Origin of the sequence: Thalassoglobus neptunius (assembly GCF_007859735.1) — a bacterium.
GTDB lineage: Bacteria > Planctomycetota > Planctomycetia > Planctomycetales > Planctomycetaceae > Thalassoglobus > Thalassoglobus neptunius.
This window is the reverse complement of the sequence record NZ_SIHI01000011.1, coordinates 1-13,775: the sequence shown is the minus strand read 5'-3', so window position 1 is coordinate 13,775 and position 13,775 is coordinate 1. Positions and strand designations below refer to the sequence as shown.

General features: G+C 51.7%; 10 protein-coding genes. 9 read left to right on the top strand and 1 reads right to left on the bottom strand.

The features are described from left to right. Nucleotides 1-763 precede the first annotated feature (763 nt). From KOR42_RS15945 to KOR42_RS15910, 8 genes are all read left to right on the top strand, one after another. Nucleotides 764-2,269 carry an efflux RND transporter periplasmic adaptor subunit gene (locus KOR42_RS15945; protein ID WP_146510841.1) on the top strand — a complete coding sequence of 502 codons (1,506 nt, stop codon included), beginning with the start codon at nt 764-766 and terminating at the stop codon, nt 2,267-2,269. Nucleotides 2,270-2,349: 80 nt separating this feature from the next. Beyond that, nucleotides 2,350-3,207, top strand: a complete 858-nt coding sequence (locus tag KOR42_RS15940; protein ID WP_146510840.1) for an IS5 family transposase — start codon at nt 2,350-2,352, stop codon at nt 3,205-3,207. A gap of 180 nt (nt 3,208-3,387) precedes the next feature. Then, on the top strand, nt 3,388-6,672 hold the full coding sequence (locus KOR42_RS15935) for an efflux RND transporter permease subunit (protein ID WP_146510839.1): 3,285 nt from the start codon (nt 3,388-3,390) through the stop codon (nt 6,670-6,672). A 134-nt stretch (nt 6,673-6,806) separates the two neighbouring features. Next, nucleotides 6,807-7,325, top strand: a complete 519-nt coding sequence (locus KOR42_RS15930) for a hypothetical protein (protein ID WP_146510838.1) — start codon at nt 6,807-6,809, stop codon at nt 7,323-7,325. A 186-nt stretch (nt 7,326-7,511) separates the two neighbouring features. Further along, nucleotides 7,512-8,279: a hypothetical protein gene (locus KOR42_RS15925; RefSeq protein WP_146510837.1), complete on the top strand. Its 768-nt coding sequence runs from the start codon at nt 7,512-7,514 to the stop codon at nt 8,277-8,279. A gap of 89 nt (nt 8,280-8,368) precedes the next feature. Further along, nucleotides 8,369-9,592: an ABC transporter permease gene (locus KOR42_RS15920; protein WP_146510836.1), complete on the top strand. Its 1,224-nt coding sequence runs from the start codon at nt 8,369-8,371 to the stop codon at nt 9,590-9,592. 133 nt (nt 9,593-9,725) lie between these two features. After that, entirely contained in the window at nt 9,726-10,409 is a 684-nt protein-coding gene (locus KOR42_RS15915; protein WP_146510835.1) for an ABC transporter ATP-binding protein, read from the top strand. A gap of 601 nt (nt 10,410-11,010) precedes the next feature. After that, nucleotides 11,011-11,916 (top strand): hypothetical protein, encoded by a 906-nt coding sequence (locus KOR42_RS15910; protein WP_231740956.1) that lies wholly within the window; start codon nt 11,011-11,013, stop codon nt 11,914-11,916. A 25-nt stretch (nt 11,917-11,941) separates the two neighbouring features. Here the strand turns inward: KOR42_RS15910 and KOR42_RS15905 are convergent, their stop codons facing one another. Then, the gene (locus KOR42_RS15905) at nt 11,942-13,498 is read right to left on the bottom strand and encodes a bifunctional aminoglycoside phosphotransferase/ATP-binding protein (RefSeq protein WP_146510833.1); all 1,557 of its coding nucleotides are present in this window, start codon (nt 13,496-13,498) and stop codon (nt 11,942-11,944) included. 96 nt (nt 13,499-13,594) lie between these two features. Between KOR42_RS15905 and KOR42_RS27405 the strand changes: the two genes are divergently transcribed. Beyond that, the coding region (locus tag KOR42_RS27405; RefSeq protein ID WP_231740955.1) for a hypothetical protein at nt 13,595-13,775 on the top strand (181 nt) is incomplete at its 3' end.

Here is a 13,775-nt window from a genome sequence, read left to right as displayed (position 1 = left end):
TCACGCGACGGTCGGATGTTTTGCGCACCATTCCCACACTTGCAGCTCTGACTCCAAGTACGCTAATTCAAAGCACGCTGACTTAGAGCACGCAGCTCAGCCCGAGGAAACAGCTGTCGGACGCTGCTGTTCACACGATCATGGCGACTCAGTCAGCGCTCTGGCGAAAACAGCTCACCTGAGCGGTGGTGACTCAAACAGAGAGTATTTCGAAGGGCGTGCAGAGCCTCAAGATCATCATGATCACAGTCCTTGCGTTGACGATCATTGCAATTTCGTTTTGGTTCATCGTGATCAAGACGTCCATCGATTGCTGACATTCTCGAAGTGGTGTCAGGTCCTCGGCAGCGATTCTATTGAGATCGCATGTGACTCGCGCTTGCCGATTTTCGGACTGCTCCAAAATCGACCTCTCGACTTAACCGGCTCATCTGCCGATCGCGCTGCGCATCAGGTCTGGCTGCTTTAATCGCTAGCTTTCCGCAATTCTTTTGCAGCCGATGAACTCCGTCACAACGCTTCAAAAGCGGTGACATGGCTTTTCCGGATGTGGGTTGAGGCTTCTTTTCGGCCCATCTCATCAGCCTCCTCGTCTGCGAAAATCTTCGTCGAAACTGCGGCAGCCCGAAGCATCTTCCTGCGCGACCTCGCGAGAGCATCTTGCTCTTGGCTGCGCCATCGCATGAGCGAAACGACTCAGCGTCTTCCTGTGTCTAATCGTGCGAGTTTGTAATTTCCTGTTCGAAGAATCTGTAGCAGCACAATGAACACACAAAGCCGGACATATTTATTGAAGGGGGCGTGGTGGATCGGGCTTGCGATCATCATTCTCATCGGCGGCGTCACATCCTCTCGATGGATTCCCGGTCTCAATTCCTGGGTCGAGCAGACGATATCTTCGTTTCGCCCCGGAGAAGCGGGGACCGATGACGAATCCCATGAACCACATGATTCCCATGAGGGACATGATCACGAATCTCATGCTGGTCATCAGGATGAGACATCGCTCGAACTCTCAGCCCAAGCGATGCGAAACATCGGACTGACAGAAGAAACTCTGCTTCCGGTCCAACTCGAAACGTTCTGGCGATCGATGACTGTCCCCGCAGTGATTGTTGAACGTCCTGGCAGAACGCGAGTTCAAGTCGCAACTCCCATGACTGGCGTCATCACTGACGTCCATGCAGTCGAAGGGGAAGCTGTCGAACCCGGGACGTTACTCTTCCAAATCCGCCTCACGCATGAAGATCTTGTGCAGGCTCAAACAGAGTTTCTTAAGACACTCGGAGAACTCGACGTCGAGGAACGCGAAATCAAGAGACTGGAAGCTGTTACCAGCAGCGGAGCGGTTGCCGGCAAGCTTCTGCTCGACCGGGAATACGCTCGCGACAAACTCTCTGCCCTTCTCCGTGCTCAACGCGAAGCATTGCGACTTCACGGTCTTTCAGAGGGACAGGTCAATCAGATTGCGGAAGACCGGCGGTTGCTGCGTGAACTGCAAGTCTTCGCGCCCACGATCGACAATCATGAGCCAGAGGAACTGCAACTGACTCGTTCCGCAGATCAAAACTCTGCTCTCGAATTCGATTCTTTCCCCCCAGAAACGAAATTCGTCACACACGTTGGCCCTTTGATTCTTCAGGACCTCAACGTACACAAAGGGCAGTCGGTGAACGCTGGCGAAACTCTTTGCGTTCTTACGGATTATGACGAACTCCTCATTGAAGGAATGGCCTTCGAACAAGACTTCGAAACAATCCGAGAGACTTCAAAAAACCAATGGCCGGTCGACGCAATCTTTGAAAAGGCTGGTGACGGCAATCGAATTGTCGAAGGATTGGAGATTGCCTACCTCGCCAATCAGGTCGATACCGGATCACGAACTCTTAAGTTTTACGTTCGGCTCCGCAATGAACTTGTCAAAGACCGACGGGACAGTGGCAACCGCTACGTCGAATGGAAATACCTGCCCGGTCAACGCTTGCAGCTGCGAATCCCGATTGAGGAATGGCCAGAACAGATCGTCGTTCCCGTCGACGCCATTGCGAGAGAAGGCGTCGAGTCGTTCGTCTTTCAACAAAATGGAGACCACTTCGACCGCGTCCCGGTTCACGTCAAATACCGAGACCAATTCTCTGTCGTGATTGCGAATGATGGATCGTTGTACCCCGGCGATGTCATCGCCACGAAGGGGGCTCACCAAATGCAGATGGCTCTAAAGAACAAGTCCGGAGGCGGAGTTGATCCACATGCCGGACACAATCACTAAGAGGCTATCCGGAAACTGAGGTTTTGTGAAAGTCTGGTTTTGTTCACACTTTGCGGTTCATCAACGCAAAGGAGTGCACGGTGTCCGAGGCGATTCGAAAAGCGTACCCAAGTGACCTGACTGACCTTCAGTGGGAGATGATCGAAATGATTCTTCCGAAGCCCCGCCGCAGCAAGAAAGGCGGGCGACCACAAACTGTGGACGTGCGGGAAGTGATCAACACGATCCTCTATCAATGCCGATCGGGATGCCAGTGGGATATGCTTCCGCATGACCTGTTGCCCAAGAGCACGGTGTACGATTATTTCAAACGCTGGCGTGACGATGGAACACTGCAAAGAATCAATGACATCCTCGTCGGCACAGTTCGATCGATGGAAGCTCCCAGCGAAGAGTGCGACCCCAGTGCTGCGAGCATCGACAGTCAAAGCGTGAAAAGCAGTGAGCGCTCAAACAGCCGTGGGTATGACGGTGGTAAGAAAATCACCGGGCGAAAACGAAATATTGCGGTCGACACTTTGGGCTTGTTGTTGGCCGTGACGGTGACCGTGGCGTCGATAGATGATGCCCAAGCCGCACGGCCAGTGATGCAGCAACTCACGCAAGCTCGTCAGCCCCGGCTGGAAGTCGTGTGGGCGGATTCGAAGTACCACAATCATGCCTTGAACGATTGGCTCAGCAGGCACCATGACATCCCCTGGACATTGGAAATTGTACGCCGACCGGCCGGCGTCCGAGGTTTCGTTTTACTGCCGAAACGCTGGGTTGCTGAGAGAACGTTCAGTTGGCTAGGTCGCTGGCGACGCTTGAGTCGTGACTATGAACATCACACCAAATCGAGCGAAGCCATGATCTATGTGGCTTCCATTGGTCGCATGCTCCGCCGCTTAGCTCCTTCACCCAACCAAGCTCCGTTCAAATACCGACTTACAGCATGAAGAGGATTCCGGATAGGCTCTAAGTATACCGAACACAGCTCCTGTCTGCGGAACTTATTGATTAAATAACAACAGTCGGTTTAAATTCCGTGTAAATTACGTCTGCAAGTCATCGCGGTCTTTGCTTGAGCGAGACGGTAACAACCGGCTCGACTGATGCTTTAAGAAGGTCTACTGATAATGCTGAATGCAGTTATCCGGTTCTCACTCCAGAATCGATTGGTTGTCATCGCTGTTGCGATGTTTCTGATTGGATTCGGCACCTGGCAGGCGATGCAATCTCAGATCGATGTCTTTCCGGATCTGAATCGTCCACGCGTTGTCATCATGACAGAAGCTCCTGGATTAGCGCCGGAAGAAGTCGAAACGCTGATCACCTTCCCGATCGAAACAGCGATGAACGGAGCCAATGGAGTTCAGGAGGTCCGAAGTTCATCGGGAGTTGGAATCTCTGTCGTCTACGTCGAGTTCGACTGGGGCACCAACATTTACAACGATCGCCAAATCGTCAACGAACGGCTTCAACTCGTCCAAGAGAGAATGCCCGAGGGAGTCAGCCCGACTCTTGCTCCGATCTCGTCAATCATGGGTCAGATTCTCATGATCGGTATCTGGAGCGAAGAGAACGGACTGGAGCCACTGGCAGATTCTCCAAACGCGTCATCGCAAACTCATGCGAGCAATTACGAAGAAAACCTCACACAACAGCCCACACAAGAGGAACGTGCTCTCGAACTTCGAACACTCACGGACTGGGTCGTTCGGCAACGTCTGCTGACAATTCCCGGTGTTTCACAAGTGTTCACGATCGGTGGGGGACGAAAACAATTCCAGGTTTTAGTTGATCCGAATGCAATGTTGCGGTTTGGAGTCACACTGCATGAAGTGAAGCAAGCTGTCCAAGATAGCAATGAAAATGCAACCGGCGGTTATCTGGATGAACAAGGTCCCAACGAACTGCTTGTTCGAGCATTGGGACGAGTCCAATCGATTGAGGACTTACAGAAAGTTGTCGTCGCGACACGTGCTGGCCGTCCGATCGCGCTCGCTCAGATTGCGACTGTAATCGAAGGCCCACAGGTCAAACGTGGTGACAGTGCTGCCTACACGCGAGATGAGGATGGAGAGTTCTCCGGCGGCCCGGCTGTTGTGCTCACGATCAATAAACAACCGGGGGCTGACACCAGAAGGGTCACTGATTCAATCATGGCAGCGATTGAAGAACTGCGCCCCACCCTGCCGGACAATCTGCGAATTGAACCGCTTTATACACAAAAGTCATTCATTGACCGCGCCATTGCGAATGTAGTCGAAGCACTGCGAGATGGAGGAATTCTCGTCGTTATTATTCTGTTCCTGTTTTTAATGAATCTCCGAACGACCTTTATCACACTCACTGCTATCCCCCTGTCTCTTGTGATGACAGCAATTGTCTTCTCGATTTTCGGGATTTCCATTAACACGATGACTCTGGGAGGACTGGCGGTCGCGATCGGAGAACTTGTCGATGATGCCATCGTCGATGTCGAAAACATTTTTCGGCGACTGAAAGACAATCGAGCGAGTGCCAATCCCAAACATCCATTGCTTGTCGTCTTTCAGGCAAGTGTTGAAGTTCGAAACTCGATTGTGTTCGGAACGATGATCGTCATTCTCGTCTTCCTCCCACTCTTCGCCCTGTCCGGGATGGAAGGCCGATTGTTTACCCCGCTTGGAGTCGCTTATATCGTTTCGATTCTTTCTTCGCTTCTGGTTTCTTTAACGGTCACTCCGGTTCTTTCGTACTGGCTCCTCGGACGTCAGAAACTTTCAGAATCCGAGAAAGACGGATTCATCCTCCGAGGGGTGAAATGGATCGGCGAGAGAGTCATTCGTTTCAGCCTGAGTTTTCCAAAGTTGAATCTCTTCGCAACGACGTTCCTCGTTTTCATCGCGGGCCTCTTCGTCGTCAGTCTCGATCGTGACTTCCTTCCTCCGTTCAACGAAGGCGCCGTTCAACTTAATGTCATTCTTCCCCCGGGAACGTCGCTGGAAACGTCGAATGCCATTGGCCAGAAAGTGGAACGTCGGCTCCAGGAAATTCAGGATGTGACCAAGTTCGTGCGTCGAACCGGTCGAGCGGAACTCGACGAACACGCGGAAGGGGTCAACATGAGCGAGATCATCATCGAACTTGACCCTGAGTCCGAACAATCTCGCGAGGATCAACTTACGGAAATCCGAGAAGCGATGGCCGACATCCCCGGTATTGTCACTGCGGTCGAACAACCGATCGCCCATCTTATTTCACATATGCTTTCCGGCGTGAAAGCACAAATCGGAATTAAAGTTTACGGTGACGATCTCGATAAGTTACGTCGCACCGCAGAACAGATGAAGGTGTCGATGCAATCTGTTCCCGGAGTTAAAGACCTCCTTGTCGAACCACAAGTCGTCATTCCGCAGCTGCGTATCGAACTCGACCGCGACAAGCTTCTGCTCTACGGCCTGAACTCTGCCGAAGTCAATGAATTCATTGAAACAGCGATGAACGGTCAAGTTGTCTCTGAAGTGCTCGTCGGTCAGCGAACGTTCGATCTTCTCATTCGACTCGATGAAAACTATCGCGAAGATCTCCAGAAGCTGCGACGACTGACGATCGAACTGGAAGACGGAGGTAAGTTGCCGCTGGAAGCAGTGGCACGGATTTATGAATCTGGAGGCCCAAACACGGTCAATAGAGAGAATGTCCGACGGAGAATCGTGCTGCAATGTAACGTCTCTGATCGCGGTGTCGTCGACGTCGTCGAAGACATTCGAAAACAGGTCCAACCGATTGTCGAAGACCTTCCACCCGGATACTTCGTTGAATACAGCGGACAGTTTGAAAGCCAGCAATCAGCGTCACGTGTCATCGGCCTGTTGTTCATGGTGTCGATGATCGGAGTTTTTCTCGTCCTGTTCACGATGTTCCGTTCGATCAACCTCTCTCTGCAAGTCATGATGGCCCTTCCAATGGCCCTCATCGGGTCCGTGGCAGCACTCGTGATCACAGGTCAGTCACTCACCGTAGCTGCCATGGTCGGTTTCATTTCACTGGCAGGAATCGCGTCACGTAACGGAATTTTACTTCTCAATCACTATCTACATCTTGTGAAATACGAAGGAGAGAGTTGGTCGAAAAGCATGATCATCCGTGCTGGGCTGGAAAGACTGGCCCCTGTTCTCATGACCGCTCTCACTTCCGGAATTGGACTGGTTCCGCTCGTTCTCGCTGCCGGAGAACCAGGAAAGGAAATCCTCTATCCCGTCGCAACGGTCATTCTGGGAGGCCTCATCAGCTCGACACTCCTCGACTTCTTCGTTCACCCAGCTTTGTTTTATCTGATCGGAATGAAAGAAGCCGAACGGGTCGTTAACGAGTCAACAACTGAAGTCGTGTTGGTTGAGGAAAACGATCTCCCGCCTCATCTCGAAACCGCCTGACGGATCTTGAACCAATCGATTGATTTTTCTCCTCTCACCGCTCATCGATGAAGAGTTCCTTGTGTAGCAAGCCCTCTTCCCCAACCAAAAATCCCGGCAACTCAAATTGTCGTAACCCAAAACTGGAAACTGAAATGAAATTCGAACTTTGCAAGAAAAATGGCGTTATTTTCGCGGTCATGCTCGCAATTTCCGGATGTGCCAAGAATTCTCCCACTGAAACCGATAAGTCTGACACAACACCACCCCATTCGGAGCACGATCACGGAACCGAAGGCCCGCATCACGGAAGCCTTATCGAGTTAGGAAGCGGTCACTACCACGCGGAACTGGTGCACGATGATCAATCGGTCACCATTTACATTCTGGATGGGAAAGCTGTGAATTCATATCCGATCGAAGCAACCGACCTCACCATTAACATGAAAATCGACGGAAAACCTGAGCAGTTCTCACTGCCAGCAGTTCCCGATACGGACGACCCGACAGGAAAGTCTTCGAGATTCGAAATTCAAGATCCCAAACTCGCAGCTTCGCTCGACGAAGATGCCGCAGAACCACGACTCGTTGTCACCATCGACGGCAAGCCGTATCGCGGAGTCATTACACACTCCCATGACGATGACCATGACCATGACCATGACCATCACTAAACATTCTCCCAAATCATCACTCGCGACCTAAGTGGAAAACCTCACCGGGGACACGTTCGATGTCTCCACATCACGCAGGTCAACAGACACACCATTGACTGACACCAAGTGCTGAGATGCGTTTACCAGAGAACGCAGCTCGTTCGACAGAACACCCCAGTGCCTAAGCCTAAAGGAATCTGCACAATGACAAGGATTGTTAAAGGCCTGAACGTATTTATTGCGATCGTTACCATTTGCAGCAGCACCGTTTCTGCTGAGAGTCGGGCCAGCCAGGCTGTCAAAGAAGCTGCCCAAAACGATCAATTCGCTTTCGTGATGTTCTATCGAGCCGAAGATGCCTTAACTCAGCAAATGAGACAGGTTCTCGAGTCATCTCTCTCAACTCGCGACGACGCAGTCATCGTTCCTGTTCAGATTGGGGACGCAACAGAACACGAGTTAATCAAGCGGTTCGATGCCACTCGAATCCCCCTCCCCGCAACGGCAGTCCTGGCTCCCAATGGAGCCGTCTGTACCGTCTATCCTCAACGAGTCAGCAGCGCACAATTAATCGCAGCTATCGTTTCCCCCGCACAGGCCAAATGCCTCAAAGCACTTCAGGAACAAAAGATTGTTGTCCTTTGCGCACAACCGACTTCAGATGCCGAAGTTCCATCTGGAGTGACCGAGTTCAAAGAGGACCTGTTCTTTAGCGAGCGCACAGAAGTTGTCTCCGTTCTGGCAACCGATCCCGCGGAAACAAAGTTCCTGAATCAACTCCGTGTTCCGACCGATCGGACAAACTCCATCGTCGCATTTATGGCTCCTCCCGGCGTCATGATCGGTGTTTACGACGGAAGTATCACTCACGCCCAGCTTGCCCAACAGCTTGCTGCGGCCGGAAAATGCTGCGATGACGAGAACTGCAAACATCACCAGTCAGCGGGTGCACAACAACCTCCGCGACGATAGCCATCCAAGCTGACGAGTTCGAATTCGTCAGCGATTGGACCGCAAACTCTCGCCTCTCTCTCATTCAAAAACCCGAAGGAATGGGCTCTATGAAGCTTCGAACAATGATCTGGAAAGAACTCTGGCAACGTCCCACCCCGATGTTGACCAGCCTGATGGCCGTCACTTTCGGAGTGGCTGCACTCGTTGCGATTCAGAACATCACCGATTCTTCGGAGAAGAAAATCGCCAGCGACATGGAAGCCCTCGGGGCGAATGTTCTCGTCTTGCCACCAAGTGTAACGCTCCAGGATTATTATGGGGCCGATATGCACGGAAAGACGATGCCCGAAGAGTACGTCAGCCGACTCGCCCTCGCCCGGATGCCTGGTGTAGAAAATCTCGCTCCGAAGCTATGTGTCGAGACTTCAGTCGATACGATTCCTGTCACATTAACTGGAATTCTCCCTCAGAGTGAGTTTCAGGCGAAGGCAGCATGGCAAGGTCTCGGAATGATCACCAACCCAATCGGGACAGATCGAGGATGCTGTGCCACGACAGCCAATATCAATCCCGATAACGATCCGAATTCGCTGGCAACGAATAGAACAGTTCAGGACCTCGGAGATCGAGAAGTCATTGTCGGGCGGGAACTTGCAGAACAGCTGCAACTCCAGTCCGGAGATAAACTGGACCTGTATGGAGAGGAGTTCTCTGTCCTCACGGTCTTACCATCGACGGGCACAATCGACGACGGGAGACTCTTCGCACATTTACATAGTGTTCAAGACCTCTCCGAGTCCGGACCTGTTATTAATGTCATCGAGATCATTGCATGCTGTGAAGATGCTGCCGGCAGCCTGATTACAAACCTCTCAGCAGAACTTCCGGAAACGAAGATTATAACAATCGCACAGGTTGTCGATACACAGGTTTCCGTGAATCGATTAATGGGAAGCTTGTCGTGGGTCTTCTTCTCGATTCTGCTGTTGGTGGGAGCGGCAAGCATCGCCAGCGTGATGTATGCCAATGTCATTGAGCGACGGAAGGAAATCGGAACGATGATGGCACTGGGAGCAAGTCGATCGTTCGTCACTCAGATGTTTCTCGGCAAAGCTCTGATTCTCGGATGCGCTGGCGGAGTCTTCGGGTTTGTCGTCGGGACAGTTCTCGCCTTCGTGCTTGGACCGCAACTGCTTGGGATTTCGGTTCAGCCCATCCCTCAGTTGTTGCTCGTCGGGCTGGCCGCGGCCACAACCGTTTCCGTCGCAGCCAGCATCTTTCCAGCTCGAAAGGCAGCTGGTCTCGACCCCTGTCTCGTCTTCAGTGAATAGCAACTCAGCCGACAAATTCATGCGACTCCTTTCAACCATGTCGCACGAACACTTAAAGCATTCACTCTGAAAAATTTCTGGCGAGTGCACGCCTTCTTCTGCCTTCATTACGACACTCTACGGAGTTAAAACAATGTATCAGCTAAATTCGGTCAATCAGATTTACGAACGTCGCGGCAACCGTGTGATCGCTCTCGACAATTCCAACCTCACGATTCAGGACAACGACTTCATTGCCGTCGTTGGACCAAGCGGAAGCGGAAAGACGACACTTCTCTCGATCCTTGGAGGAATGTTGACACCAACTTCCGGTCAAGTGATCCTCGACGGAGAATCGATTTACGACCTTTCCGTTCAAAAGAGAACAGAACTTCGAGCCAATAAAATCGGCTTTGTATTCCAGTCGTTCAATCTCGTCTCCTGGCTCACAGCTCAGGAGAATGTTCAGGTCCCATTAATGCTTTCCGGGAAATCTGACGCAGAACAAAAAGAACGTGCGGCCGAACTGCTCGAACGTGTTGGGCTCGCGGATCGAATGGACCACCTGCCCGCCGAATTGAGTCAGGGACAGCAACAGCGTGTCGCCCTCGCTCGAACGCTCGCCAACGATCCCCGCGTGATTCTCGCAGATGAGCCAACCGGAAATCTCGACTCCGGCACCCGCGAGCAGGTCATGATCTACCTGTCCGAATTCCATCTCGACGGACGCACAATTGTGATGGTCACTCACGACCAACAGACAGCTGCCTTCGCCAATCGAACCGTGAAACTCGTCAACGGAGTCACCAGCGAAGGAAAAGAATCGATCGCCGCTTAAACGCCGCTGACCGGTTCATCTTAATAGCTAACGACGGGTCTCTCTTTCCGCCGACGAAATAAGTTTGACAGGCAGTTTCAAATTTGTAGACTCATAGCTGGCCAGGCTCTTACTTTTCCAGGAGCTTTATCTTGAAAGGGAGCTTTTGCTATACTGTTCCGTTTTCTTGATTCGCCGTTGACAGTGATTCAAGGCGGGTTTCGCGCGGGGTGATTGCTGTTCTTGGCGTGTTGGTTTTCGTCGGCGCTGGACCGCACTTCGTCCGAAGAGGATCTGGATCTCGTGTGGTGCGGAGAGCTGATAGTCAGCTTGGCTGTGGCCTCGAAGAACCAACAGCCAAACCCGAATGCAACCGAGACACGCCTGTGCGGTAATAAGGCATCTCGCTTTTCTCAGAAACCTCAACATTAAGGTTTGGTCGATTCGAGAGACCATAGCTTGAATTGGGCAAATCTTCTCTGTAGAGAAGAGAGAGGCTCCAGTGGAAGTTCGCTCCCATGTGAGGTTAATCAGTTTCCTCTTTTGTCTCGCTTGGTGCGGAATGGGAAGAGCGGAACCAGTGTTGAATGGGGATCAGGGCTTGAGGGAGAGGATTCTGGATGTGCTCGCCACTTCCCGTGGGATGCTCGAATCCGGACATTGGAAAGGAACAGTTCTCTTCCTCAGCGGGGAAGAAGGTGAACTTCCCACCAACGATATTCGTGGCACGGCGGAGGTCATTTGGGACAAGGATCAAACCTACCGCAAGTTCGAATTCGACATGATCAACCGTTCGCCCCCGGAAAGCAGTGCACACATCATCGTGGAACGCATCGAAGCTAAAGGGAAACTCTGGAGAATTGAGAACGAGAAAGTGGTTTCAGAATTCGTTGCGCCTCAGCCGATGCATCGCCCCACTCAATACGAACAAGTGCGGCCTGACGAACTTTGGTTCAAGTTGAACGGAGCATATGACTTTGAAAAATATCTGCATCTGGAGAATCAATTCGAAGTATCCAAGTTGCTCAGTTCTCAAGTCTCACAACTTCGGGATGGGCGAATCGCCGTTCTTCATATTTACATCGCTGGTCAAGGCAAAACACTCACCGTTCGAATTATCGCGGACCCGAAACAGGGACTGCATCCAGTCGAGTGGTCCTCCGAATGGTACGACCAGCGTCGAACTGGGAAAGCAACTTGGAAACATACGGAAGCGGGCGCCTGGTATCCGAAGACGTTCGAATACAAGAGTTCTTCGAGATTTCCAATTGATGCCAAAAACCGATCGTACGTTCACTTTCTCGTGGAAACCACGGAATTTGAACCACGCTGGGACAAAGCCCGTGATCCATTCAACATCAAGTCCAGATTAGAACTAGGCATGGTGTACTACGTCATCGCTGCAAACGGCAAGCAAGTCTCCAAACGGGTCATCGGCAAACTGGAGAAGGAGACGCCAGAAGAGACTCGTGATCGACTAACAGATCAAGCCAAAGAGGATTTTGCAGCCTCAAACGATCAGGAGTAGTAACTGGTCCGCCGGTTCCTGATGATCATCCTCCGCGATGAATTTCCGAAACGACCTTCTCGACGCAGTCTTTTCGATCAAGAGTCGTATCGACCCGAACAGCGAATGGCGATTCCGTTTCTGAGAGCGGTTGAAATTCCCGTTGTTGTTTTTCGAGTACAGAAAGATCAGCTTCGGAGGCGTCGTTCCCATCCTGCTGACGTTGTGCGACCCGTTTTTTCAGAATGGAACCTGGTGCGTCAAATTGCAGAATGACGAGTTCGCATCCCATCTCGCTCGCAAGTTCGAAGAATGGCTTCCGTTGTTCAGGATCAAGAAAAGTCGCGTCGACGATGACAGACATCCCTCCACGAAGAACCGATTCGGCACACCGACGAAGGTGACGGTAAACCTCTTCCTTCGACTCTGACGAATAGACGTTCTCCCCCAACTGCTTCGCTTCGTTCAACCGATTTCGCTCAACGTCGGATCTTAAACGAATCACTCTGAGTGGCCCCACCAAGTGTTGTGAGAAATACGACTTTCCACTTCCGGACAAGCCGAACGTGAGAATCAACTTTCGCGGTCGGTCATGAAAGTAGCTGGAAGCGAGTTCCATGAGTGGGAGAATCTCCTTCCGGTCAGGTTCTTGATCATCTTCGCTTTGCTGTGTTCGCCGAATCGCAGCGACCTTCGCACGGACCATCGCCAGATAGCTCGCATAAAATGAAAGCAGCCTCAGGCCATGGTAATCGCCAGTCTCTTCACAATACTTATTCAAGAACAGCACTGCTTCATGTGACATTCCGCGATGCTCGAGATCCATCACGACGAATGCCACTTCGCAAATGACATCAATCCAACGCAACTCTTCATTGAAATCGATTCCGTCGAAAATTCGGATTCTGTCATTCAGAAGCACCATATTCCCGAGGTGCATATCTCCATGACACTCTCGGATGAACCCTTCTTGCTTTCGCAATGAAACCAACTTCTCCAGCGTTTGCCACTCCCGTTCTGCTTCTTGCTCCACCCTCGCGAGCACCTTCAGCGAGTGTTCTTCCGAGATTCGCAACTTGAGTTGCTCAAAGTTCTCAGCGACAGGGGTCCACACCTTTTCGGGCGAACCAAATCTTGAATCTGCCGGGGCTGTCGAAACGCTCTGATGAAATTCTGCGACGTCTTCGGCCAAAGTTTCGAAGTGACGATTTTCAACCTGTGTCGTTCCAATCATCTCTGACAGGATTCGACCAACCGGGAAACGTTGCATTTCAACTGCGTAGTCGATGATCTCCCCTGATCCATCGAATTGAGGTTGGTCAACCGTCCCAGTGATTGGAACCACTCGACGATAAATCTCCGGAGCCAGGCGACTGTTGAGTCGCAACTCTTCTTCGCAAAAGTGCTTCCTCAACTCGAGAGTTGAAAAGTCCGCGAAACCGAGATCGACAGGCTTCTTGATCTTCCAACCTCGATTGCCAGCGAGGACGACCCAGGAAATATGCGTTTCAATGAGATCACAGTCACCGCCGCCAAAAGAGCCTGACTCTTTCAGCTGCCGTAATAATGACGGCCCCAGTTCTTCTTGGCTCTCAATCTCCATCGCGATCCTTCATCATCTTCCAGTATGAAATTGCCGTCGCTTCAATCCTTGAGAGTGCAACAACTGCGGCACGAGTTCAACCCATGCAGCATTTCTATGTTGAAGACTGATGAGCGAGTTCCCGTTTGGGTTCAGCAAACGACACAAACTGAGTCGCCGGAAAAGAGAGAGTGCGCAAACGAAAACAGCCCGGTGATCGTGGGATCACCGGACTGTTGTTCTGGTGAACTCGTTGCCGAGTTCGTATATGCATGGTTGGTGGCGTCAGGAATTCAAC

Excerpts from the sequence above, each read along its gene's own strand:
- KOR42_RS15935 (WP_146510839.1), top strand. The coding sequence starts at position 3,388 with ATGCTGAATGCAGTTATCCGGTTCTCACTCCAGAATCGATTGGTTGTC.
- KOR42_RS15920 (WP_146510836.1), top strand. The coding sequence starts at position 8,369 with ATGAAGCTTCGAACAATGATCTGGAAAGAACTCTGGCAACGTCCCACC.
- KOR42_RS15915 (WP_146510835.1), top strand. The coding sequence starts at position 9,726 with ATGTATCAGCTAAATTCGGTCAATCAGATTTACGAACGTCGCGGCAAC.
- KOR42_RS15945 (WP_146510841.1), top strand. The coding sequence starts at position 764 with ATGAACACACAAAGCCGGACATATTTATTGAAGGGGGCGTGGTGGATC.
- KOR42_RS15930 (WP_146510838.1), top strand. The coding sequence starts at position 6,807 with ATGAAATTCGAACTTTGCAAGAAAAATGGCGTTATTTTCGCGGTCATG.
- KOR42_RS15925 (WP_146510837.1), top strand. The coding sequence starts at position 7,512 with ATGACAAGGATTGTTAAAGGCCTGAACGTATTTATTGCGATCGTTACC.
- KOR42_RS15905 (WP_146510833.1), bottom strand. The coding sequence starts at position 13,498 with ATGGAGATTGAGAGCCAAGAAGAACTGGGGCCGTCATTATTACGGCAG.